Origin of the sequence: Kitasatospora sp. NPDC087271, assembly GCF_044744605.1 — a bacterium.
Classification (GTDB): Bacteria; Actinomycetota; Actinomycetes; order Streptomycetales; family Streptomycetaceae; genus Kitasatospora.
In genome coordinates, this window is record NZ_JBIUYQ010000010.1 from 188,169 (window position 1) to 211,478 (window position 23,310).

The 23,310-nt window shown below is 71.2% G+C and carries 22 protein-coding genes and 1 riboswitch; of the genes, 13 read left to right on the plus strand and 9 right to left on the minus strand.

Annotation, left to right across the window (positions count from 1 at the left end; translation table 11 throughout):
• Positions 1-100: 100 nt before the first annotated feature.
• Positions 101-1,294 carry an NADP-dependent malic enzyme gene (locus tag ACIO9K_RS19240; RefSeq protein ID WP_363619330.1) on the minus strand — a complete coding sequence of 398 codons (1,194 nt, stop codon included), beginning with the start codon at positions 1,292-1,294 and terminating at the stop codon, positions 101-103.
• Positions 1,295-2,302: 1,008 nt separating this feature from the next.
• Between ACIO9K_RS19240 and ACIO9K_RS19245 the strand changes: the two genes are divergently transcribed.
• The 4 genes from ACIO9K_RS19245 (at position 2,303) to ACIO9K_RS19260 (ending at position 5,742) form a co-directional block, all read left to right on the plus strand.
• Positions 2,303-3,232 (plus strand): ABC transporter substrate-binding protein, encoded by a 930-nt coding sequence (locus tag ACIO9K_RS19245; protein ID WP_363619331.1) that lies wholly within the window; start codon positions 2,303-2,305, stop codon positions 3,230-3,232.
• A 37-nt stretch (positions 3,233-3,269) separates the two neighbouring features.
• Complete coding sequence (locus tag ACIO9K_RS19250) at positions 3,270-4,244, plus strand: amino acid ABC transporter permease (RefSeq protein ID WP_350879646.1); 975 nt, start codon at positions 3,270-3,272, stop codon at positions 4,242-4,244.
• Positions 4,241-5,038, plus strand: coding sequence for an amino acid ABC transporter ATP-binding protein (locus tag ACIO9K_RS19255; protein WP_363588850.1), 798 nt, complete (start codon positions 4,241-4,243; stop codon positions 5,036-5,038). The genes ACIO9K_RS19250 and ACIO9K_RS19255 overlap by 4 nt, the downstream gene beginning before the upstream one ends.
• A gap of 113 nt (positions 5,039-5,151) precedes the next feature.
• Positions 5,152-5,742, plus strand: coding sequence for a CGNR zinc finger domain-containing protein (locus tag ACIO9K_RS19260; RefSeq protein WP_363619332.1), 591 nt, complete (start codon positions 5,152-5,154; stop codon positions 5,740-5,742).
• A 26-nt stretch (positions 5,743-5,768) separates the two neighbouring features.
• Here ACIO9K_RS19260 and sodX read toward each other — a convergent pair whose 3' ends face one another.
• Positions 5,769-6,203: a nickel-type superoxide dismutase maturation protease gene (sodX, locus tag ACIO9K_RS19265; protein WP_363588859.1), complete on the minus strand. Its 435-nt coding sequence runs from the start codon at positions 6,201-6,203 to the stop codon at positions 5,769-5,771.
• A 223-nt stretch (positions 6,204-6,426) separates the two neighbouring features.
• Here sodX and sodN point away from each other — a divergent pair, with 223 nt between their 5' ends.
• From sodN to ACIO9K_RS19300, 7 genes are all read left to right on the plus strand, one after another.
• Positions 6,427-6,822 (plus strand): superoxide dismutase, Ni, encoded by a 396-nt coding sequence (sodN, locus tag ACIO9K_RS19270; RefSeq protein ID WP_063347853.1) that lies wholly within the window; start codon positions 6,427-6,429, stop codon positions 6,820-6,822.
• A gap of 88 nt (positions 6,823-6,910) precedes the next feature.
• Positions 6,911-7,049, plus strand: a riboswitch (cobalamin riboswitch).
• An 89-nt stretch (positions 7,050-7,138) separates the two neighbouring features.
• Entirely contained in the window at positions 7,139-8,221 is a 1,083-nt protein-coding gene (locus ACIO9K_RS19275; protein ID WP_400331275.1) for a FecCD family ABC transporter permease, read from the plus strand.
• Positions 8,221-8,985 carry an ABC transporter ATP-binding protein gene (locus ACIO9K_RS19280; RefSeq protein ID WP_363588844.1) on the plus strand — a complete coding sequence of 255 codons (765 nt, stop codon included), beginning with the start codon at positions 8,221-8,223 and terminating at the stop codon, positions 8,983-8,985. Before ACIO9K_RS19275 ends, ACIO9K_RS19280 begins: the two co-directional genes overlap by 1 nt.
• Before the next feature lie 21 nt (positions 8,986-9,006).
• Entirely contained in the window at positions 9,007-10,002 is a 996-nt protein-coding gene (locus ACIO9K_RS19285; protein WP_400331278.1) for an ABC transporter substrate-binding protein, read from the plus strand.
• A 71-nt stretch (positions 10,003-10,073) separates the two neighbouring features.
• Positions 10,074-10,553 (plus strand): GNAT family N-acetyltransferase, encoded by a 480-nt coding sequence (locus ACIO9K_RS19290; protein ID WP_363619335.1) that lies wholly within the window; start codon positions 10,074-10,076, stop codon positions 10,551-10,553.
• Positions 10,554-10,802: 249 nt separating this feature from the next.
• Positions 10,803-11,213, plus strand: coding sequence for an anti-sigma regulatory factor (locus ACIO9K_RS19295; RefSeq protein ID WP_350879653.1), 411 nt, complete (start codon positions 10,803-10,805; stop codon positions 11,211-11,213).
• Between the two features lie 159 nt (positions 11,214-11,372).
• Complete coding sequence (locus tag ACIO9K_RS19300) at positions 11,373-12,377, plus strand: RNA polymerase sigma factor SigF (protein ID WP_363588838.1); 1,005 nt, start codon at positions 11,373-11,375, stop codon at positions 12,375-12,377.
• 48 nt (positions 12,378-12,425) lie between these two features.
• Here ACIO9K_RS19300 and ACIO9K_RS19305 read toward each other — a convergent pair whose 3' ends face one another.
• Positions 12,426-12,854 carry a hypothetical protein gene (locus ACIO9K_RS19305; RefSeq protein WP_363588836.1) on the minus strand — a complete coding sequence of 143 codons (429 nt, stop codon included), beginning with the start codon at positions 12,852-12,854 and terminating at the stop codon, positions 12,426-12,428.
• 50 nt (positions 12,855-12,904) lie between these two features.
• Here ACIO9K_RS19305 and ACIO9K_RS19310 point away from each other — a divergent pair, with 50 nt between their 5' ends.
• Entirely contained in the window at positions 12,905-13,876 is a 972-nt protein-coding gene (locus ACIO9K_RS19310) for a diacylglycerol kinase family protein (protein WP_363588834.1), read from the plus strand.
• 383 nt (positions 13,877-14,259) lie between these two features.
• On the plus strand, positions 14,260-14,511 hold the full coding sequence (locus tag ACIO9K_RS19315; RefSeq protein WP_014138019.1) for a WhiB family transcriptional regulator: 252 nt from the start codon (positions 14,260-14,262) through the stop codon (positions 14,509-14,511).
• Between the two features lie 507 nt (positions 14,512-15,018).
• Here ACIO9K_RS19315 and ACIO9K_RS19320 read toward each other — a convergent pair.
• From ACIO9K_RS19320 to ACIO9K_RS19345, 6 genes are all read right to left on the minus strand, one after another.
• The gene (locus ACIO9K_RS19320; protein ID WP_363588832.1) at positions 15,019-16,539 is read right to left on the minus strand and encodes a PAS domain-containing sensor histidine kinase; all 1,521 of its coding nucleotides are present in this window, start codon (positions 16,537-16,539) and stop codon (positions 15,019-15,021) included.
• Positions 16,540-17,007: 468 nt separating this feature from the next.
• Positions 17,008-18,066, minus strand: coding sequence for an SIS domain-containing protein (locus ACIO9K_RS19325; RefSeq protein WP_063347859.1), 1,059 nt, complete (start codon positions 18,064-18,066; stop codon positions 17,008-17,010).
• A 191-nt stretch (positions 18,067-18,257) separates the two neighbouring features.
• The gene (locus ACIO9K_RS19330; RefSeq protein WP_363588830.1) at positions 18,258-19,553 is read right to left on the minus strand and encodes an extracellular solute-binding protein; all 1,296 of its coding nucleotides are present in this window, start codon (positions 19,551-19,553) and stop codon (positions 18,258-18,260) included.
• Between the two features lie 431 nt (positions 19,554-19,984).
• Positions 19,985-21,538 (minus strand): glycoside hydrolase family 3 protein, encoded by a 1,554-nt coding sequence (locus ACIO9K_RS19335; protein ID WP_400331286.1) that lies wholly within the window; start codon positions 21,536-21,538, stop codon positions 19,985-19,987.
• Positions 21,539-21,543: 5 nt separating this feature from the next.
• The gene (locus ACIO9K_RS19340) at positions 21,544-22,371 is read right to left on the minus strand and encodes a carbohydrate ABC transporter permease (RefSeq protein WP_363619338.1); all 828 of its coding nucleotides are present in this window, start codon (positions 22,369-22,371) and stop codon (positions 21,544-21,546) included.
• A partial coding sequence (locus tag ACIO9K_RS19345) for a carbohydrate ABC transporter permease (RefSeq protein ID WP_400331289.1) occupies positions 22,368-23,310 on the minus strand: 943 nt, incomplete at its 5' end. The genes ACIO9K_RS19340 and ACIO9K_RS19345, both read right to left, overlap by 4 nt.

A 23,310-nucleotide genomic window follows, 5' to 3' on the forward strand; every position in this document is an offset into this window, starting at 1 on the left:
GGGGCCGGGAACCACGCGCGGGTGTGACGCGTGTCCCGGCCCCGGCCGTGTCGGCGGCACCGCTCCCGCCGGGTCCTGCCCGGCAGCGGCGCCCGGATCGTCAGATCCGGGCCACGCCCTCGGCCCGGGCGGCCTCGGCGACGGCCTTGGTGACCGCCGGGGCGACCCGCTCGTCGAACGGCGAGGGGATGACCTTCTGCGGCGTCAGCTCGTCGGCGACGACACCGGCCAGTGCCTTGGCGGCGGCCAGCTTCATGCCCTCGGTGATCCGGCTGGCCCGCACCTGGAGGGCGCCGGCGAAGATGCCGGGGAAGGCCAGCACGTTGTTGATCTGGTTCGGGAAGTCGCTGCGCCCGGTGGCGACGACCGCCGCGTACTTGTGCGCGACCTCGGGGTGGATCTCCGGGGTGGGGTTGGCCATCGCGAAGATGAACGCGCCCGCGGCCATGGTCGCGACGACCTCCTCCGGCACGGTGCCGCCGGAGACGCCGATGAACACGTCGGCGCCGGACAGCGCGTCGGCCAGGGTGCCCCTGAGGCCGGTGCGGTTGGTCAGTTCGGCGATCTCGGCCTTGACGTCGGTGAGGTCGCCGCGGCCGTCGTACACCACGCCCTTGCGGTCGCAGACCGCGACGTCGCCGATGCCCGCCGCCACCAGCATCTTGGCGATGGCGATGCCGGCCGCGCCGGCGCCGGAGATCACGGCCCGCAGCGAGCCGATCTCACGGCCGGTCACCTTGGCCGCGTTCCACAGGGCGGCGGTGGTGACGATCGCGGTGCCGTGCTGGTCGTCGTGGAAGACCGGGATGTCCACGGCCTCCTGGAGCCGGCGCTCGATCTCGAAGCAGCGGGGGGCGGAGATGTCCTCCAGGTTGACGCCGCCGAAGGAGGGCGCCAGCCGCACCACGGTCTCGACGATCTCGTCGACCTCGGTGCAGGCGAGCGCGATCGGCACCGCGTCCACGCCGCCGAACTGCTTGAACAGGATGGCCTTGCCCTCCATCACGGGCAGGGAGGCCTCCGGGCCGATGTCGCCGAGGCCCAGCACGGCGGTGCCGTCGGTGACCACGGCGACGGTGTTGGACTTCCAGGTGTAGTCGTTGACCAGCTCCGGCTGCTCGGCGATGGCCGTGCAGACGCGGGCGACACCGGGCGTGTAGGCGAGGGACAGGTCGTCCGCGTCGCGCACCGGGACGGTCGCCCGGATCTCCATCTTGCCGCCGCGGTGGAGCGCGAAAACGGCGTCGACCGGATCGACGGTGTCCTGGGTGCTGCTGATGATCTCCGCTGCCACGATGACCTCTTCGTCATTGATCTGGCGAGGGTGCGCGACCGACGGACAGGACGACCCGTCCGGAAACCGGAAACCGGGTACGCCGAAGCGGACCCGGGGGCTGGGTCGGGGCGCTGCCGTCGGGCGGCGCCCTCGGATGAGGGTTTTATGGGTCTTGTTGGTCCGCGTAGTGCTTCCGGGCCGAGCGTAGGACGGACCAAGGCATCGCACCTATGCCTTTTCGTCCTCGTCACGTGCAGTTCATCGCCGAGCTGTCGCGTCACTGGGTCCCGGCGTCGGAAGCGCCGGGCCCCGGCGGCGGCAACGGTGATGGCGGCACGCGCACCCGCAGGAGTGAACGCAGACGCGCTGGGGAGTCGGCGTCCCGGATACGGAGCCACGTGATGACTTCCGTTCCCGGACACCCCGAGCCTGTCGGGACTCGTCGGTCTGGTTCGAGCGTTCGGGGGTCACCCGGTACCGAATTCTGACACACCCGCCGCCGGGCCCGGCAGGGCGGGATGGCCGGATCGCGTGTCCGCCATTTCGCGTACACCCACGCGTCACCGTGGCGGCCGCACGCCCCTGCGCCGTGGTCGACGGCGGCATCCGAGCCGGGGCGGCGGGCCTCCGGGCACCGGGCGGGGGGATCTGCATACTTATGCACGGGGTGACAGGAACACGGAATAAGTCCGAATAGCGGACAGCCCGGGCCCTCGTTATCCGATTTTGATCTGGATGAGGGCCATCCGACCGTCCACAGATGGCAGGATTCCCCCCATCTCGGATCGAGCCGGCCACTGGTCGAGGCGGTTCGCTCGACGTCCACCTCGGCGGAGGGTGGCGGAAGCAGTACCCCGTAGCAACCTGGGCGGCCCTGCCGCGCAGGCACCGCACCACCCGGCCCTGCACGTACGACGACGTACAGCGAAATACACCCGTACAGCGCCGCACGGCCCTGCCACCCCGGTGTGCCGCCCCCCGCGGCGCGCTCCGCCCGCCCCTCTCCCTCAGGAGGAGATCCCCCTCATGACCGCCCGTACCCAGCGCACCCGGCTTCTCGCGGCCGGCGCGGTTGCCGCCTCCGTCACCCTCGTCCTGACCGGCTGCAGCAGCAGCAAGAGCGACGGTGGCAGCGGCGCGCCCAACGCCTCCGCGACCGTCAACGCGGTCAAGGCCGACGACAAGCTCGCCGCCCTCGTCCCCGCCGACGTCAAGTCCTCCGGCAAGCTCGTGGTCGGCGCGGACGCCTCGTACGCGCCGGACGAGTTCAAGGACGACAGCGGCAAGGTCATCGGCATGGACGTGGACCTGGCCAACGCCATCGCGGCCAAGCTCGGACTGAAGGCCGACGTCCAGGACTCCGGCTTCACCGCGATCATCCCCGGCATCCAGTCGAACAAGTTCCAGCTCGGCATGTCGTCCTTCACGGACAACAAGGAGCGCGAGCAGATCGTCGACATGGTGACCTACTTCAACTCCGGCAGCGCCATCGCGGTCAAGAAGGGCAACCCCGACAAGGTCGACCCCGCCGACCTGTGCGGCAAGAAGGTCGCCGTCCAGACCGGCACCACCCAGGCCGACGAGATCAAGGACACCCGCAACCCGGACTGCGCCAAGAACGGGAAGCCGGGCATCCAGAACGACGGCGACAAGTTCGACCTCCAGACGGACGTCACCAACGCCGTCGTCTCCGGCCGCGACCAGGCGATGATGGCCGACTCCCAGGTCGTCGACTACGCGATCAAGCAGGCCGGCGGCCAGCTGGAGAAGCTCGGCTCCACCTACGGCGTGGCCCCCTACGGCGTCGCCGTCGCCAAGGGCTCCAAGCTCACCCCCGCGATCCAGGGCGCCGTCCAGTCGCTGATCGACGACGGCACCTACAAGCAGATCCTCACCAAGTGGGGCGTCGAGTCCGGCGCCCTCGACAAGTCGACCGTCAACGGCGCCGTGAACTGACCGTCCGCCTGCTCCATCTCTCCCCCGAGGCCACACCGTGAACTCTCTGGACAAGGGGAAGGCGGAGGAGGGACGGCCTGAGACCATCAAGGCCGTCCCGGTCCGCCACCCCGGACGCTGGGTGGGCGCCGTCGTCATCGCCCTGCTCGCGGCGATGCTGCTGAGCGCCCTCTTCACCAACCCCGCTTTCAAGTGGGACATCGTCGGGCAGTACCTGTTCCACGACAGCATCGTGCACGGCATGGTCGTCACGCTGGAACTGACCGTCCTCTCCATGCTGATGGGCGTGATCGGCGGCATCGTCCTCGCCGTGATGCGCCTGTCCCCGAACCCCCTGCTCTCCGGCACCGCCTGGATGTACATCTGGGTCTTCCGCGGCACCCCGGTGCTGGTGCAGCTGGTGTTCTGGAACTTCCTCGGCCTGATCTGGGCCAAGCTGTCGATCGGCGTCCCGTGGGGGCCGGAGTTCTGGTCCGCGGACACCAACGTCCTGATCCCGACCTTCGTCGCCGCCCTGCTGGGCCTCGGCCTCAACGAGGCCGCCTACATGGCGGAGATCGTCCGCGGCGGCATCCAGTCGGTGGACGAGGGCCAGACCGAGGCCGCCCACGCGCTCGGCATGAGCCGGTTCCAGACCATGCGCCGGATCGTCCTGCCCCAGGCCATGCGGGTGATCATCCCGCCGACCGGCAACGAGACCATCTCGATGCTCAAGACCACCTCGCTGGTCAGCGTGATCTCCCTGGAGGAGATCTTCCGGGCCGGTCAGGTCATCTACTCCCGGAACTACCAGAACATCCCGCTGCTGATCGTGGTCAGCCTCTGGTACCTGTTCTTCACCTCGCTGCTGACCATCGGCCAGTACTACATCGAGCGCTACTACGCCCGCGGCTCCAACCGGACCCTCCCGCCCACCCCGTTGCAGCGGCTGCGGGGCCTGTTCGCCGGGAAGCCCGCCCCGAAGACCGGCGCCGACGTCGTCCCGGGGCTCGAGGGAGGTGGTCACGTATGACCGACCTGAGCAAGACCCCGGCCGCCGCCACCGGACAGCCGATGGTGCGCGCCGAGGGCGTCCACAAGTCCTACGGCTCCGTGCACGTGCTCAAGGGCATCGACCTGGAGGTCAAGCAGGGCGAGGTGTTCTGCCTGATCGGCCCCTCCGGCTCCGGCAAGTCGACCTTCCTGCGGTGCATCAACCACCTGGAGAAGATCAACGGCGGACGCCTCTGGGTGGACGGCGAACTGGTCGGCTACCAGCAGAAGGGCGACAAGCTCTACGAGCTCAAGGACCGCGAGGTCGCCGTCAAGCGGCGCGACATCGGCATGGTCTTCCAGCGCTTCAACCTGTTCCCGCACATGACGGCCGTCGAGAACGTCATGGAGGCCCCGGTCCAGGTCAAGGGCGAGAGCAAGGCCGCCGCCCGGGAGCGGGCGATGGTCCTGCTGGAGCGGGTCGGCCTCGCCGACAAGGCGAAGAACTACCCCTCCCAGCTCTCCGGCGGCCAGCAGCAGCGCGTCGCGATCGCCCGCGCGCTGGCCATGAAGCCCAAGCTGATGCTGTTCGACGAGCCCACCTCGGCGCTCGACCCCGAACTGGTCGGCGACGTCCTCGACGTCATGCGCGGCCTCGCCGAGGAGGGCATGACCATGGTGGTCGTCACCCACGAGATGGGCTTCGCCCGCGAGGTCGGCGACGCGCTGGTGTTCATGGACGGCGGCGTGGTGGTCGAGTCCGGCAACCCCCGCGAGGTGCTCACCGACCCCCGGCACGAGCGCACCCGCGCCTTCCTCTCCAAGGTGCTGTAGAACCGTACCGACCGGCGCCCGGCAGGCTGCTCCTGCCGGGCGCCGACGTTTTCCCCACCCAGGTAATAGGCTGGACGCAATCAGCCCGTTACCGACCTTCTGGAAGGACCTCCGTGGAGCTCGCCTCGTACGCCGATCTCGCCGTTCGGCTGGTGAACACCGAGGAGCCCGGGCGCGGCACCGACACGCTGACGTCCGTGGACGCGGTGCGCGGCCTGTTCTCCGACTCCTCGCGGGCCGCCGCACAGGCCGACGAGTCCGACCTGCCCCGGCTGCGGGCGGTGCGGACCAGGCTGCGCGGGGTCTTCGAGGCCGCCGCCGAGGGCGACGAGATCCGGGGCGTCGACCTGCTGAACAGCCTGCTGATGGAGTACCCGGTCAGCCCGCTGGTCTCCGGGCACGACTACCTGGACGACGCCGGCCGGCCGCGCTGGCACCTGCACCTGGCCGACAACTCGCCCACCGCCACCGCGCACTTCAGCGCGGTCGCCTGCATGGGCCTGGCCGTCCACCTGACCCAGCTGGGCGCCGACCGGCTCGGCATCTGCCAGGCCGCGCCCTGCCGCAACGCCTACCTGGACACCTCGACCAACCGCTCCCGCCGCTACTGCTCGGACCGCTGCGCGACCCGCGCCAACGTCGCCGCGTACCGGACCCGCAAGCGCCAGGAGGCCGAGGCCGCGGCACTCGGCGCCGCCGGCTAGGTCCTGTCCGGGCCGGGCCCAGGGGGTCAGAGCTCGTCCGCCCAGACGCCCAGGCGGCGGGCCAGGCCCGGCACCCGGGCCAGCCGGGTGCCCAGCAGCAGCCGCTCCAGCCGCCGCCCGGGCGCCAGCCAGGCCGGGCGCGGGCGCAGCCGCAGCAGTACCCGGCCGAGCACCAGCTCGTCCGGGACCGGGCCGTAGCTGCGGCTGTCGCTGTCCACCGGCCGGTTGTCGGACAGCAGCCACCAGCCCCTCGGACGCCGCTCGGCGGCCCGCTTCACCACCAGCAGGTCCTGCTGGAAGGGGTGCCGGAAGAGCACCACCGCGCCGGGCCGGATCGGCGCGCCGTAGCGCACCAGCAACTGGTCGCCCTCGCGCAGGGTCGGGACCATCGACGGGCCCGCCACGTCGACCAGCCCGAACGGCACCGCGCCGCCGCCCCGCCCCCGGGGTTCCGTGCCCATCGGTTCCGCGTCCGCCGGTTCCGTGCTCCGCGCCACGACTCCTCCTCCCGGACCGCCCGGTCCCAGTCTGCCGTACGGACCGTCACCCCGTTCGATCCGTTCGATGTCCGGATTACCCCGGTTCCGGGTCCGCCTTTTGCCCTAGGCCCACCGCCCGATCGCGAAACCCCGGGCGCGGAAGGGTAATCTCGGGCGCGGGAAGACGATCTAAGGAAGGACTCCCATGTTCTCTCGTCTGTTTGCACCGCGCGCCACCGCCCACGCCCACTGTGACCTGCCCTGCGGCGTGTACGACCCGGCGCAGGCCCGGATCGAGGCCGAGTCGGTCAAGGGCACCCAGGAGAAGTACCAGGCCAACGAGGACCCGGCTTTCCGCACCCGCGCCCTGATCATCAAGGAGCAGCGTGCCGAGGCCGTCAAGCACCACATCTCGGTGCTGTGGAGCGACTACTTCAAGGCCCCGCACTTCGAGAAGTACCCGCAGCTGCACCAGCTGATCAACGACACCCTGAAGGCCGCCTCGGCCGCCAAGGCGTCCACCGACCCCGCCACCGGCCAGGCCCTGCTGGACCTGATCGCCGAGGTCGACAAGATCTTCTGGGAGACCAAGCAGGCCTGAGCCTGACGCGTCGCCACCCGACCGCCCCCGTCCGCGAGCCCGGACGGGGGCGGTCGTGCGTTCACGCCCCATCCGAGCCCGGTAAGGGTTGCCTAGCCTGAGTGGCTGTTATGCTGCCAGGGCGTCCGAGGGGGAAGTCCGGTGTGAATCCGGCGCTGACCCGCAACGGTGAGCACGGCCCCGGGGCCGCGCCAGCCCGATCGCCCCCGGCCGCTGAACTCCCGACAACTCGCCGTGGACTGCGAGGGGATGGCGCCCGGGCCCGCGCCCGACCGGTGCCGCCCCCGCGCACCCGCGGCCCGAGGCAAGGCGCACCGTGAGCAGCACCGCAGCCGCGGGCAGTGGCGCAACGAGCCCGCCCGCCCGCCGAATACCCGCCCTCCCGCTCGCCGTCGGCCTGGCCGCCGCCCTGCTGCTCTCGCTGCTCTGCGGCGTGGCGCTGGGCGCCTCCGGGATCGGCCTGCCCCGCGCCCTGCGGCTGCTGGCCGCCGGGCTGACGGGCGGACGGCTGGAGGCGGACGAGGCCGCCGCCTACGCGATCGTCTGGGAGATCCGGCTGCCGCGCGCCGTGCTGGCCGCGGTGGTCGGCGCCGGGCTGGCCGCCACCGGGGTCGCCGTCCAGGCCCTGGTGCGCAACGCGCTGGCCGACCCGTTCGTGCTCGGCATCTCCTCCGGCGCGGCCGTCGGCGCCAACGCCGTGCTGCTGCTCGGCGCCTTCGCCTCGCTCGGGGTGTGGGCGATCTCGGCCTCCGCGTTCGGCTCCGCGCTGGTCGCCATGGTGCTGGTCTACCTCGCGGCGCGCACGGCCTACGGGCTCACCCCGCTGCGGCTGGTGCTCACCGGCACCGCGCTCTCCTACGGCTTCTCCGCCGCCACCGCGCTGATGGTCTTCGCGGCCGCCCGCGGCGAGGCCGCCCGGGACGCCATGATGTGGCTGCTCGGCAGCCTCGGCGGCGCCACCTGGGGCTCGGTGCCGATCGCCGCCGCCACCGTGCTGGCCGGCCTGGCGTACCTGGCCTGCGCCGCCGGCCGGCTGGACGCGCTCGCCATGGGCGACGAGACGGCCGCCTCGCTGGGCGTGGACCCGGACCGGCTGCGCCGCGAGCTCTTCGTGGTGACCGCCGCCGTCACCGGCACGGTGGTGGCCGTCAGCGGGGCGATCGGCTTCGTCGGGCTGATGGTGCCGCACCTGGCCCGGATGCTGGTCGGCGCCGGGCACCGCCGGGTGCTGCTGGTCGCGCCGCTCGCCGGGGCGCTGCTGCTGGTCTGGGTGGACATCGTCTCGCGCACCCTGCTGGCGCCCGCCGAACTGCCGGTCGGGGTGGTCACCGCGGTGCTCGGGGTGCCCTGTTTCCTGCTGCTGATGCGCCGTCGCGGCTATTCCTTCGGAGGCCGCTGATGGATCTCGCCCTGGACTCCGTCTCGGTCGAGCTGGCCGGCGCCCGGCTGGTCCACGACGTCGCCCTGGACGCCGCCGCCGGGCAGGTGGTCGGACTGGTCGGGCCCAACGGCAGCGGCAAGTCGACGCTGCTGCGCTGCGTCTACCGGGCGCTGCGGCCGGCCGCCGGGGCCGTCCGGCTGGACGGCGCGGACCTGCACGCGCTGACCGCGCGCGAGGCCGCCCGGCGGGTGGCCGCACTCCCCCAGGAGCACTCCGCCGAGTTCGACTTCACGGTGGCCGAGGTGGTCGCCATGGGCCGGCTGCCGCACCGGCGCGGGCTGGGCGGCCCGGGTGCGGACGACCACGCGCGCTGCACGGAGGCGCTGCGCAAGGTCGGCGCCGAGCAGTTGGCCGGGCGGGGCTTCCTGAGCCTGTCCGGCGGCGAGAAGCAGCGGGTGCTGATCGCCCGCGCGCTGGTCCAGGAGCCCCGGCTGCTGGTGCTGGACGAGCCCACCAACCACCTGGACATCGGCCACCAGTTGGACGTGCTGGCCCTGGTCCGGGAGGCCGGCCCGACGGTGCTCACCGCGCTGCACGACCTCAACCTGGCGGCCGGCCACTGCGACCTGCTGTACGTGCTGCGGGCCGGCCGGATCGTCGCCTCGGGGCCGCCCGCCGAGGTGCTCCGACCCGCCCTGCTGGCCGAGGTGTTCGGCGTCCGGGCCACCCCCGTCCGGCACCCGGTGACCGGCGCCGTCCAACTGCTCTTCGACCGGATCTGACCCACCCCCGAAGGAACCCCCGTGCGCACCAAGGCCGTTGCCATCACCGCCCTGCTCACCCTCGGGCTCACCGCCTGCGGCGCCGAGATCGCCCCGAGCGGCGACGCCACCGCCGCCTCCGCCCACTACCCGGTGACCGTGGAGAACTGCGGCACCAAGCTCACCTTCCCGCAGAAGCCCGCCCGGACGGTGACCAACGACGTCGGCATCACCGAGCTGATGCTCGCCCTCGGCCTGGCCGACCGGATGGCCGGCTACGTGATGCCCGACGACAAGGGCCGGGTCGACCAGGTCGCCTGGAAGGACGGCTACCAGCAGACCGCGTGGCTCTCCAAGAAGGAGATCACCAAGGAGATCGTGCTGGGCGCCAAGGCCGACCTGGTCTTCGCCGGCTGGCACTACGGCTTCGACGAGGGCCGCGGCTTCACCCCGCAGGCGCTCAAGGACCTCGGCATCCCCTCGTACGTGCTCAGCGAGTCCTGCCGCAGCGGCAAGGGCACCGAGCGCGGCGTGATGTCCCCGCTGGACGCGCTCCACACCGACCTGGCCAACCTCGGCGAGATCTTCGACGTCCGCGACCGGGCGGACAAGCTGGTCGCCGATTTCAAGGCGCAGGTCGCCGCCGCCCCGCAGCCCGAGCGCCGGCCGTCCGTGTTCCTGTACGACAGCGGGCAGGACAAGCCGTACACCGCCGGGAAGTTCGCCGCGGCCGACGAGATCATCGCCAAGGCCGGCGGGACCAACGTGATGGGCGACCTCTCGGACACCTGGGTCACCGTCGGCTGGGAGAGCGTGGTCCAGCGCGACCCCGAGGTGATCCTGATCAACAACTACGGCGAGACCGGCGCCGACGCCAAGCGCGCCTTCCTGAAGTCCTTCCCGCCGCTGGCCGGCGTCTCGGCGGTCAGGAACGACCGGATCTTCGTCCTGGACTACGTCGACCTGGTGGAGAGCCCGCGCAACCCGGCCGCGATCACCGCGCTGGCCGACTACCTGCGCACCGTCCCCGCCCGCTGACCCGCCCGCCCCCGGCCCGGGCCCCGATCCGGGCCTGGGCCGGGGGCGGGGGCGCGCAGTAGGCTCGCGGCATGATCCGCACCGCCGTCGTGACCGACGTTCCCGTCATCCTCGCCCTGATCCGCGAGCTCGCGGAGTACGAGAAGGCCCCGGAGGAGGCCGTGGCCACCGAGGAGCAGCTGCGCGACGCCCTCTTCGGCGCCAACCCCGCGCTGTTCGCCCTGATCGCCGAGGACGACGCCACCGGCGAGCCGGTCGGCTTCGCGGTCTGGTTCCTCAACTTCTCGACCTGGCGCGGCACCCACGGGATCTACCTGGAGGACCTGTACGTCCGCCCGCTGTCCCGCGGCGGCGGCCACGGCAAGGCGCTGCTGCTGGAACTGGCGCGGATCGCCGTCGAACGCGGCTACGCGCGGGTGGAGTGGTCGGTGCTCGACTGGAACACGCCCTCGATCGACTTCTACAAGTCCCTCGGCGCGGTGCCGATGGACGACTGGACCGTCTACCGGCTCACCGGCGAGGCCCTCGCCGCCGCCGGCGGCGGTCACTGAACGGACCGCCCGAACCCCTGCCACCCTGCGTCGCGATGGCTTACCATGAGTGACTCCCGAGCCCCGGCCGGCGTGCGGAAGGCGGTAAGGTCTCAGGCGGATACGCGGCGTCCGGTCGCCCCGCGAAGGGTATGACCGGTACGTACCGCACCACCCCTCTGGACAGTTGGGGCGAAGCAGTTGAGCCAAGCAACAGACAGTGCCGCGGCCACCGGCCCGGAAGCACAGCGCGTCACCCAGGAGGTGAGGGTGTCCCAGATCGACGGCGAGCCCGGAGTGCAGGACTTCGTGGAGGTCCGGCTGCCCGCGGCGGGTGCCTACCTCTCGGTCCTGCGAACAGCGACGGCCGGCCTGGCGGCGCGGCTCGACTTCACCCTCGACGAGATCGAGGACCTGCGGATCGCGGTCGACGAGGCCTGCGCCATCCTGCTCCAGCAGGCGGTGCCCGGCTCCGTCCTGACCTGCGAGTTCCGGCTGGTCGGCGACTCGCTGAAGGTGACCGTCGCCGCCCCCACCACCGACGGGAAGGCACCCGAACGGGACACCTTCGCCTGGACGGTGCTCTCCGCCCTGGCCGGCGAGGTCGACTCCTCGGTCGGCGAGGACAAGACCGTGTCGATCAGCCTGCACAAGAAGCGCGGCGGCCCCGTCGCCCACTAGCCGGGGCGTCGACCAGCACCGCACAAGGGCCGTCCGCCCGGTCCCCGATCAGGGGCCGGGCGGGCGGCGCCCGGTACCGCCCCCCACGCGGTACGACCAACGAGACGATGCCGGGGCCCGAGGGCCCCGGTGCTCCCGGAACGGAACGGGGGAATGGCCGTGAGTGATCTGGACCGTACCGGCCTCGCGACGGCGGGACCTGCCGTACCGACCCAGGCGAGCGTTCCTGGCCTCGCCGCCAACGACGATGCGCACCCGAAGGACGCCCACCGGATGAGCCACCCGACCGAGCCGACGTCTGAACCGTCGCCCGCATCCCCGCCCCCGTCCGATCCGGCGGACGAGGCCGCGGACCTGCGCACCGCGGTGCCCACCCAGGCGCCGGCCCCGGCCCCGCACCGCTCGGGCGCACCGGACCGGGAGGCGGCCCGCGCGCTGTTCGTCCGGCTGTCCGCGCTGCCCGACGGCTCCCCGGAGCGCGTCGAGCTGCGCAACCAACTGGTGCGGATGCACATCCCGCTGGTCGAGCACCTGGCCCGGCGGTTCCGCAACCGGGGCGAGCCGCTGGACGACCTGACCCAGGTCGCCACCATCGGCCTGATCAAGTCGGTGGACCGCTTCGACCACGAGCGCGGGGTCGAGTTCTCCACCTACGCCACGCCGACCATCGTCGGCGAGATCAAACGGCACTTCCGTGACAAGGGCTGGGCGGTCCGGGTGCCGCGCCGCCTCCAGGAGCTGCGGCTGTCGCTCACCACGGCGACCAGCGAGCTCTCCCAGCGGCACGGGCGTTCCCCCACGGTGCACGAGCTCGCCGAGCACCTGGGGATCTCCGAGGAGGACGTCCTGGAGGGCCTGGAGTCCGCCAACGCGTACTCCACGCTGTCCCTGGACGTCCCGGACAGCGACGACGAGTCGCCGGCCGTGGCGGACACCCTCGGCGCCACCGACGAGGCGCTGGAGGGAGTCGAGTACCGCGAGTCGCTCAAGCCGCTGCTGGCCCAACTGCCGCCCCGGGAGCAGAAGATCCTGGTGCTGCGGTTCTTCCGGAACATGACCCAGTCGCAGATCGCCGCCGAGGTGGGGATCTCCCAGATGCACGTGTCCCGCCTGCTGGCCCGGACCTTGGCCCAGCTGCGGGAGAAGCTCCTGGTGGAGGAGTAGGACTGACGGCCGCCCAGCCGGCGGCCGACCCCCGGCGGCCCTGTGCGCTCAGCCCTCGTGCGAGGCGTACAGGGCCGCCGTCGACTTCGGGTTCAGCAGCGCGCCGATGCCGACCAGCCCGAGCAGGCCGACCAGCACGCCGACGCCGATCATCGCGCCGCCGCTCTCCAGCATGTAGTACCCGATCGGCAGGCAGATCGAGTTGGTGAGCACGGCCGGGCTGCGGCCCCAGCGGCGCTCCTTGAGCAGCGCGCGGGCGGCCAGCACCGGCAGCACGCCGAGCAGCACGATGACCAGGCCGCCGAACTCGTTCAGGGCGAGCTGCTTGGACTGGCCGGACAGCGCGGACACCATGTCCCAGACGCCGACGACGGCCAGCGCGGCGCCCTCCAGGGCGGTGATGGCGGCGCCCACGGTCAGCGGCAGGGGGCGGGCCGGGCCCGCCGTGGGTACGGGTGCGGAGGATTCTGCGGTCACTCCAGCAGGGTAGCCGCCGGTTGGCCCGTACCGACCCGTAGGCTTTCCCCATGCGCGCTCTCCTGGTCGTGAACCACAAGGCCACCACCACCAGTGGCCGCACCAGGGACGTACTGATCCACGCGCTGCGCAGCGACCTCAAGCTGGAGGTGGCCGAGACGCAGTACCGGGGCCACGCCCGCGACCTGGCCCGCGAGGCCTCGGAGGACGGCACGGTCGACCTGGTGGTGGCGCTCGGCGGTGACGGCACCGTGAACGAGGTGGTGAACGGGCTGCTCGCGCACGGCCCGGGCGAGAAGGTCCCGCGACTGGCCGTGGTGCCGGGCGGTTCGACCAATGTGTTCGCCCGCGCGCTGGGCCTGCCCAACGACCCGGTGGAGGCCACCGGCGCCCTGCTGTACGCGCTGGAGCACGGGAGTGAGCGGCCGGTCGGCCTGGGCAAGGCGATGACCGACGGACTGCCGGACCGCTGGTTCACCTTCACCGCCGGCCTGGGCTTCGACGCCGGGGTGGTCGGCCGGGTCGAGGAGCAGCGCCGGTTGGGGCGCAAGTCCACCCACGCGCTCTACGTGGGGCAGGCGCTGCGGCACTACGTCACCCAGCGTGAGCAGCGTCGTTCCGGCCCGGTGGCCCTGGAACTACCGGGCCGCGAGGGCGTGCCGGGCCTGGCCCTGGCCATAGTCAGCAACACCTCGCCGTGGACGTTCCTCGGCAACCGCCCGGTGTATCCCTCACCGCTCGCCTCCTTCGACACCGATCTCGACGTCTTCGGGATCACCCGGATGACGGCGTTCGGCACCGTCCGAACGATCCGTCAGATCCTGCGGTCGTACGCCTCTTCGAGCGAAGGCGCCCCGCCGGCCGGCCCGTCCGGCAAGCACGTCGTCTCCTATCACGACGTCAGACACTTCACCTTGGTTTCAGAGGAACCGGCCCCGTTCCAGGTTGACGGGGACCACCTTGGAGACAGGAGTCGCGTCAGTTTCACAGGCGTACGGCGGGCACTGCGTGTGATTGTGTGACCGGAAGGGGGTTTCACCCTTCTTCTCGAACGCACAAGCCCCCTTCACTCCATAGAAGTACTGGCTGTGAGCTAGGCGACACCGAAGAATCAAAAATTCCTCCCTGAAGGGGGTTGTATCCGGGCCCGAGGTTTGCGAACCTCTACATGGCGATCGGGACGCATCGCAGCGACGGCAACCTCAGAACCTGGCGGGTGTCGACCGCGGAGCGTCCCTCGAATCGCCGAATCCCTCCCCAGCACAGACCACCCGGGCCCCGGCGGGCCTTTGGTCTCTTTTGCTGTTGCGGGATTCGTGAAAGCGTTCACATTCACAAGCCACATTCACAAGCCATCGATTATGCCGACCGGGTGCCCCCCGCCGGCAGGAGGAGTTGGACGACCATGGACTGGCGCCACCGCGCTGTCTGCCGCGAAGAGGACCCGGAGCTGTTCTTCCCGATCGGGAACACCGGTCCTGCTCTGCTGCAGATCGAGGAAGCCAAGGCCGTGTGCCGCCGCTGTCCGGTCATGGAGCAGTGCCTGCAGTGGGCTCTTGAGACCGGCCAGGACGCCGGCGTCTGGGGCGGTATGAGCGAGGACGAGCGTCGCGCGATGAAGCGCCGTGCCGCCCGCAACCGCGCCCGCACCGCCTGATCACACGCCGTAACACCAGCAGTAACCGAAACACCGATCAACACATGATCAAAGGCTTCCCTGCACCTCCTGGTGAAGCCTTCCGCACAAAGGGCCTTGCCTGGCGAGGTCCCGCGACACCGGACCGTCCAGCCACTTGATACTGTTCACTTAGAGCAATATCGTGGAGCTGTGGCGCTCACCGTGTGCAACGCACGGGCGAGGTGTCGCACCACCCAGAGCCCCCGTTCCGGCCGACTCCCCCCGACGGCCGGAACGGGTTGAGAGGCCCTGTCGACCCACCCCCCCCCGGTCGACAGGGCCTCGTTTCTGTTTTCGCGCCCCGGTCCGTGTGCGCGCCCCGGCGCGCCCGCACCCCGGCACGCCCTCGCGCGGGCCGCCCGCGCCGGGCTCGCGAGGTGGGCACCCGGCGCTTTTCGCCGAGTGCACGCCCCCACCGCGCGCCTCGATGCACCTTTCCGCGGACCGCGCCGCACCGCAGCCCGGCGGGCCAGGCCGGCCGGCGGATCAGCGGACCGGGATCTCCAGGATCACCTTGGTGCCGCCGTCCGGACCGGCCACCATGTCGAAGGTGCCGCCCAACTCACCGGTGGCCAGCGTGCGGACGATCTGCAGGCCGAGGTTGCCGGCCGTCTGAGGGTCGAACCCCTCGGGCATGCCGCGACCGTCGTCCTGCACCGTGATCAGCAGGAACTCCTCCGGCCGGGCGCCGCCGTTCCAGCTGTCCGACCAGCCCGCCCCGGTCGCCGGGGCCCGCCCGCGCAGCGCACTGACCTCCAGGTTCCCGGAGGCGGACGGGCCGAAGGCGTGCTCCAGAGCGTTCTGCAGCAGTTCGGTCAGCACCATCGACAGCGGGGTGGCCACCTCGGCGGACAGGATGCCGAAGCTGCCGCTGCGGCGGGTCGCCACCCGGCCGTCCTGGGACAGCTCCATCACCATCGCCAGCACCCGGTCGGCGATCTCGTCGAAGGCCACCTGCTCGTCCAGCGCCTGGGACAGCGTCTCGTGCACGATCGCGATCGAGCCGACCCGGCGCACCGCCTCGTCCAGCGCGGCCCGGCCGGCCTCCGACTCCATCCGGCGGGACTGCAGCCGCAGCAGGGCGGCGACGGTCTGCAGGTTGTTCTTCACCCGGTGGTGGATCTCCCGGATGGTGGCGTCCTTGGTCATCAGCTCGCGGTCGCGGCGGCGCAGTTCGGTGACGTCCCGGCACAGCACCAGCGAACCGGTCAGCGTGCCCTTGGGCTTGAGCGGGATGGCCCGCAGGGTCACCACCCCGCCCTGCACCTCGACCTCGGTCTGCCGCGGCGCCCAGCCGCTCGCCAGCTTCACCAGCGCCTCGTGCACGGCCGCCCGGGAGGGCGGGACCAGTTCGGCGGTGGCCCGGCCCAGGTGGCTGCCGACCAGGTCGGTGGTGAGGCCGAGGCGGTGGTAGGCGGACAGGGCGTTGGGGCTGGCGTAGGTGACGATGCCGTCCGCGTCGAGCCGGATCAGGCCGTCGCCGACCCGGGGGGCGGCGTCCATGTCGATCTGCTCGACGCCGTGGAAGGGGAAGCTGCCGGCGGCGATCATCTGGGCCAGGTCGGAGGCGCTCTGCAGGTAGGTGAGCTCCAGCCGGCTGGGGGTGCGGACGGTCAGCAGGTTGGTGTTGCGGGCGATCACCCCGAGCACCTTGCCCTCGCGCCGGACCGGGATGGACTCGACCCGGACCGGCACCTCCTCGCGCCACTCCGGGTCGCCCTCGCGCACGATCCGGCCCTCGTCGAAGGCGGCGTCCAGCAGCGGGCGGCGCCCGCGCGGGACGAGGTGGCCGACCATGTCGTCCTGGTAGGAGGTGGGGCCGGTGTTGGGCCGCATCTGCGCCACCGAGACGTAGCGGATGCCGTCCCAGGTGGGGATCCACAGCACCAGGTCGGCGAAGGAGAGGTCGGAGAGGAGCTGCCACTCCGAGACCAGCATGTGGAGCCATTCCACATCGGCCCCGGTCAGGGTGGTGTGGCGGCGGACGAGTTCGTTCAGCGAGGGCACATGGCGAGGGTAGCGCCGCCGGTCGGGGCGGGGCGCGGCGGACCGGGGAACGGATCACGCGCCGGGCCTGCGGCGGAGCCCACTGCCCGAAGTTGTCCAGACCAATTTCCGGAGCGGCCTGGACAACCCAGATTGGTCTAGTCCACAATGAAAGGGCACCAAGGAGAGGCCCACCGCGCAACTGCCCTGACCGCGCGAGGCCTTTCCTCGGTCGGACGCCGCCGAACGAGGACCCCGCACAGTTCTCGATCGACTCCGGCGACCGACGACAGCTCCGGGCTGCGGTGCCGCATGGGTTGAGGGTCCCGTGTCGGCGCCGTGGCCCGTAGTGCTTTCCGGGTGCGCCGGGCTCCGGGGGTGCGACGCGTTCCCCGGGCGCTCCCCCGCCGAAGCCATGTTCCGCCGCTCAACGAGTCGGGCCCCTGTCCACAGCCTGTGGACAGGGGCCCGATCGCGTGGCGCCGTGCCTCAGTGCGTCTCGGTGACCTTGGCCAGGGCGCGCGGGGCGTCCGGGTCCTGGCCGCGGGCGATGGTGACCTCGTAGGCCAGCAGCTGCAGCGGGAGGATCTCCAGGATCGGCTGGACCTCCTCCGGCACGCCGGCCGGCAGGGCGAAGCCGGCCGAGGCGGCGTCCACCTGCGCCTGCTGGCCGACCACGACCAGGTCCGCGCCGCGACCGCGCAGGCGGTCCAGCACCGGCTGCAGGGCCTCGCCGCCCTTGCCGTCCGGGACGATCGCGATGACCGGCGAGACGTTGTCCACCATGGCCAGCGGGCCGTGCAGCAGGTCGGCGCCGGAGAACGGGGAGGCCGGGATGTAGGTGGTCTCCATCAGCTTCAGCGCCGCCTCGCGGGCGGTCGGGTAGCCGTAGCCGCGCGAGGTGATGACCAGGCGCTGGGCGAAGCGGTACCGCTCGGCCAGCGCCTTCACCTCGGCGTGGCGGGCCAGGACGCCGGCAGCCAGGCCGGGCAGCTCCTTGGCCGCCGCACCGTCGCCGCCGCGCAGGCCCTCGACCAGCAGGTAGAGCGCCAGCAGCTCGGCGGTGTAGGTCTTGGTGGCGGGCAGCGCCTTCTCCGGGCCGGCCAGCACGTCGATGTGGAACTCGGAGACCTCGGCCAGCGGCGAGGACGCGTTGTTGGTGACGGCGAGGGTGATGGCGCCGGCCTCGCGGGCGGCCTTGGTGGAGGCCACCAGGTCGGGCGAGCCGCCGGACTGGCTGACGGTGACGACCAGGACGTCGGTGAGGTCCGGCTTGGCGCCGTACGCGGTGGTGGTGGACATCGAGGTCAGACCGGCCGGCTTGCCGAGCAGGATCTCGATCAGGTACTTGGCGTACAGCGCCGCGTTGTCGGACGTGCCGCGCGCGGTCAGCAGGACGAAGCGAGGGTTGCGGGCGGCGATCTCGGCCGCGATCTGGCGGATCTTCGGGGCACCCTCGTCGAGGATGCGCTGGAGGACGGCCGGCTGCTCGGCCATCTCCGCCGCCATGATCCGGCCGGGGACGGAAACAGTCTGCGGGTCGGACATCAGGATGTGCCTCCGATGAGATGGTTCGACCCCTCCGGGCAGGTTGCCCGACGGGGACCTCTACGGCGGCGAGTCCGCACACTCGCTGCGGTGGTTTCCTGCCGCAATCCTACGGGGGCCGCCCCCGGCGGGCACACCCGAAGGCCCGCCCCGGACGGGACGGGCCCTAGGACCTGGACGGCGGCGCGGGGTCAGGACGCCTTGTTGATCAGCTGGTCGATCGCGGCGTCGGCGTCCTTGGTGGCCTGGTCCACCGACTTGCCCTTGAGGATGCCGGTCAGCATGTCGGGCAGGATCTTCTGCTTCTCGATCGCGCCCCAGCCGGGGGCCAGCGGGGTGAACCAGGCGTCCGGCACGGCGTTGGCCGCCGCCGCGGTGGTCGGCTTGTTCTTCAGCGGGTTCAGCTGGGTGAGGTTGTTCGGCAGGATGTCCTTGTCGGCCAGCGTCTGCTGGGACTTGGTGCTGGTGAACATCCGCACCCAGTCGGTGGCCAGCTCGACCTGCGTGGACTTGGCGGTGACCGCGAGGTCGGAGCCACCGATGAAGGTGGGCAGCGGCTTGCCGTCCGGGCCGGGCATGGTGGCCATCTTGACGGTGTCCTTGAGGCTCGGGTCGCCGGTGCCCGGCGCGACGACGCTGGCCGCCTCGTAGCCGTTGCCGTAGAAGGACCCGGCGCGCCCACGGGCCATCGACTCGAACTGGTTCTGCTCGTTCACCGTCAGGTCGCCCTTGGTGTACTTGCGGACCAGGTCGACGAAGTGGCTGATGCCCTGCTGGGACTTGGCGTCGTGCAGGGTGCCGTGCCAGTTGCCGGAGCTGTCGAACTTGGCGATGCTGCCGCCGTACGCGGCCACGTAGCTCATCGCGGCGTACCAGTACGGGCCGGGCAGGTAGAGCGAGGAGTAGCTCTTGTCGGCCTTGTTCTTGTCGGCGACCTTGTCCAGGGCCGCCGTCAGGTCGGCCTCGGTCTTGGGGAACTCGGCGCTGCCGGTGGCCTGCTGGAAGGTGGCGGCGTTGTAGATGGCGACCCGGGCGCCGGCGTAGTAGGGCACGCACCAGAGCTTGTCCTGGTACGTACAGGTGTTGGCGAGCGCCTTGATCCAGCTGTCGGAGTTGTCGAAGGTGGTCCGGTCGACCGGGGCCAGCGCGCCGGAGAGCACGTACTTCATGGTCTCGGTGTTGCCCAGCTCGACCACGTCGGGCGCGGAGCCGTCGGCGATCGCCTTGTCGAGCTTGGTCACCTTGTCGGCCCAACCCTGGTAGGCGAGCTTGAGGGTGACGTTCGGGTACTTCGCCGCGAACTGGTCGTTGACCTGCTGCACCAGGTCGGGCCAGTTCTTCTGGGCGTCGTCCATCAGCCAGACGGTGACGGTGCCGCTCGCGGCCTTCGGGTCGGCGCCGGGGCTCTTGCCGTCCTTCGACGCCGTGCCGGCCGACGAACAGGCCGTCAGCCCGATCGCCAGGGCAGTGATTCCGAACGTCGACATGAGCTGACGCTTCTTCACGCCATCCTCCGAGGGTGCTAGAGCCGTGTTGCCCGCCGGCAGCGTGATGGCGCCCGCAACGGAGGGTCCGGGCAGGGGCGAAGAGCTTCGGGGAGGGCCGATACCACATCCGGTGAGGTTGAATTTCGAACCGGATGACTGGACTCTGGCCTAGACCATAGGTGGTGTCAACGGCCAAATGGCCTCGTCGCCACGGCCGTTGCAGAGCTGTTGTACCCCGTGGCGATCAGTCGCCGTATCGTCACCCTAAGTGGAACTTAAGGTGGATTTAAGGCCCACTTGAGGGAGCACGGTCACCTGGCGAATCCGCAGGTCAACGGCGGGGAAACGGAACGGGCCCGCCATGCGACATGCGCATGACGGGCCCGTCGGCCGGCGCCTCCCGGACACTCCCGGTGACGCCCCCCTCGGTCTCAGCCGATGGCTCCCGGCTGCCCGGTGAGCACCTCCACGGCCGCCAGCCCGCAGACCCGGGCGGCGCCGTGCGTGGCGATGTAGAGCGCGCCGACCGGCTCGGACTGCGGCAGCCCCATCTCGACCACCGCGGCGTCCGGCCGGGCCGCCACCAGGCGGCCCAGCGCGGCGGACATCCAGGCGTGCCGGTGCGCGTCCCGGACCACCAGCACCAGGCGGCGGCCCTCGGCGCCGGCCGCCAGCTCGGCGACCAGGGCGTCCAGCAGCTCGGGGGCGGCCTCGGCCGCCGAGACCGCGCGGGTGCGGGTGCCGGGGAAGCGGTCGGCCAGCATGCCGGCCACGCCCCACGGGGTGACGTCGCCGACGGCGATGTTCGGCTCGTCCGAGAACGAGGCCACGAACGGGCGCTCGGACACCGGCTGCGGCTCGCGGCCCGGCGCCCGGACCACCTTCAGCGCCCGGCGGGCGGCCCGCAGGCCGACCGCGAGGTCCGGCTCCGGCCGCTCACCCTGGGCCGAGATCCGGCCCCAGCTGCCGAGCGAGCGGACCCGGTCGGCGGCGTCCGCCAGCCGCTCCTCGGAGAGCACGCCGGCCCGCACGCCCGCCACGATGGCGTCGCGCAGCATCAGCACGGTGTCCTCGTCGGCCAGCCCGCCGCCGACGCAGATCGCGTCCGCGCCGGCCGCCAGGGCCAGCACGGTGCCGTCGCCCATCCCGAAGGTGTCGGCGATGGCGCCCATCTCGATCGCGTCGCTGACGATCAGGCCCTGGTAGCCGAGGCCGCCGTCGGCCGGGGCCGCGCGCAGCAGGTCGCGCAGCACGAGCGGGCTGAGGGTGGCCGGCAGCTTCGGGTCGAGCGCCGGGATCATGATGTGGGCGGTCATCACGGCCTTGGTGCCGGCCGCGATCGCCGCCTGGAACGGGATCAGGTCGCGGGAGCGCAGCACGTCCAGGTCGACGTCGATGACCGGCAGCCCGTGGTGCGAGTCGACGGCGGTGTCGCCGTGGCCGGGGAAGTGCTTGGAGCAGGCGGCCACGCCGGCCGACTGGAGGCCCTCCACCCAGGCGGCGGTGTGCCGGGCGCACAGCTCCGGGTCGGCGCCGAAGGAACGGACGCCGATGACCGGGTTGCGCGGGTTGGAGTTGACGTCCGCGGTGGGCGCCCAGTTGTAGTTGACGCCGGCCGCGGCCAGCGCCCGGCCCAGCTCGCGGGCGACGTCCCGGGTCAGCGCCGGGTCGTCGATCGCGCCGAGCGCGAGGTTGCCGGGCCAGGACGAGCCGGAGCCCGCCTCCAGCCGGGTGACGTCGCCGCTCTCCTCGTCGATGGCGATCAGGAGGTCGGGGTTCTCCTCGCGCAGCGCCTTGGTGAGCCTGGCGAGCTGGTCGAGGTCGACCACGTTGCGGTCGAACAGCGCGACCGAGCCGAGCCCGGCGGCGAGGTGGCGGCGCAGCCACTGCGGCGGCTCGGTGCCGACGAAGCCGGGCTGCAGGACGGTCAGGGCGTCGCGGTGCAGCTGGTCGCTGACCGGAGCGGTGGGGACGAGGATGCTCACGTTTCTCAGCCCTTCACGGCGCCGTCGGTCAGTCCACCGACCGCCTTGCGCTGCAGGAAGACGAACAGGATCAGCACGGGGATGGCGAACATCGTGGACGCGGCCATGGTGGCGCCCCAGTCGTTGCCGAAGGCGGTCTTGAAGGACGACAGCCACAACGGGAGGGTCTTGCCCTCCTCCTTGTTGAGGATCAGGACGAGCGGGAACTCGTTCCACGCGGTGATGAAGCCGAACAGCGAGGTCGACATCAGACCGGGGGCCAGCAGCGGGAAGATCACCTTCACGAAGGCCTGGGAGCGGGTGCAGCCGTCCACCATGGCCGACTCCTCCAGCTCCTTCGGCACCGCCGCGATGAAGCTGCGCAACGTCCAGATGGTGAAGGGCAGCACCATCATCATGTAGAAGAAGGTCAGCGGCACGAGGCTGTTCAGCATCTCGTTGTCGCGCGAGATCATGTAGACCGCGATGGTCATGACCTCCCACGGCGCCATCTGCGCGACCATGACGACCAGGACGAAGGCCTTGCGGCCGCGGAACTTCATCCGGGCGATGGCGAAGGCCGCGAGGGTCGCGATCACCAGCGAGATCAGCACCGCGCCGATGGTGGCGACGAGGCTGTTGGTGACGTACGTCCAGAAGTTGGGCGCGTTGATCGCGGTGGTGAAGTGGTCGAGGGTCCCGTTGAACGGGATGAAGACCGGCGTCTTGCTGATGATGTCGTTGTCCTGCTTGAAGGCAGTCGCGATCATCCAGTAGACGGGGAAGATGAAGAAGACGAAGAGGACGACCGCGATCACGTTCGGCCAGGTACGTCCGATGAGCGAGCGCCTCACAGCTCGTCCTCCTGCTTGATCATGATGCGGAAGTAGTACGCCATCATCGCGCCCAGCATCAGGATGGTGAGCACCGCGATCGCGGAGCCGATGCCGTAGTGCTGCCCGGACGAACCCTCCAGGAAGGCGTGCACGGGCAGGGTCCGGGTCAGGTTCTCGGGGCCGCCGCCGTTGATCGCGTACACCTGGGTGAAGGCCTTGAAGACCCAGATGATCTCCAGGAACGTCGTGGCCAGGAAGAACGGCTTCAGGTTCGGGAAGATCACCGAGCCGAAGATCTTGGACGCGCCGGCGCCGTCCATCCGGGCGGCCTCGTAGAGCTCCTTGGGGATGGTGGTCAGTCCGGCGTACATGTTGAACGCCACGAAGGGGACCGACTGCCAGACGATCAGCAGGATCACCACGAAGAAGGTCGAGTACTGGTCGCTCATCCAGTTGTAGTCGGCCATCGCGTGCCAACCCAGCTTGTCCAGGAACCAGTTGACGACGCCCCACTGCTGGTCGAACAGCCAGGTGTAGACGGTGGTCGCGGCGACCACGGGCATCGCCCAGGCCATCAGCAGGCCGACCGAGAGGAGCAGCCGCATCCGCTTGCCGAGGCGGTTGAGCAGCAGGCCGATCAGGGTGCCGCCGGCCATGATCAGCACGACGTTGACCAGGGTGAAGGCGACGGTGCGCCCGGTGACCGCCCAGAAGTCCGGGTCGGTCAGCTGCTCCTTGTAGTTGTCGAAGCCGTTCCACTCGGTCAGGTGCTGGACGAACTGGCGCTTGTTGAGGTTCTGGAACGACAGCAGGACCGTCTTCACCAGCGGCCAGCCGAGCAGGGCGACGGTCGCCACGGTGGCGGGCAGCAGCAGCAGGTACGGGGCGAGACGGGAGCCCAGGCCGGGGCCGTCCGCGGATCTGGTGCCCTTCGGGGCGGAGCCCTTGGCACCGCCG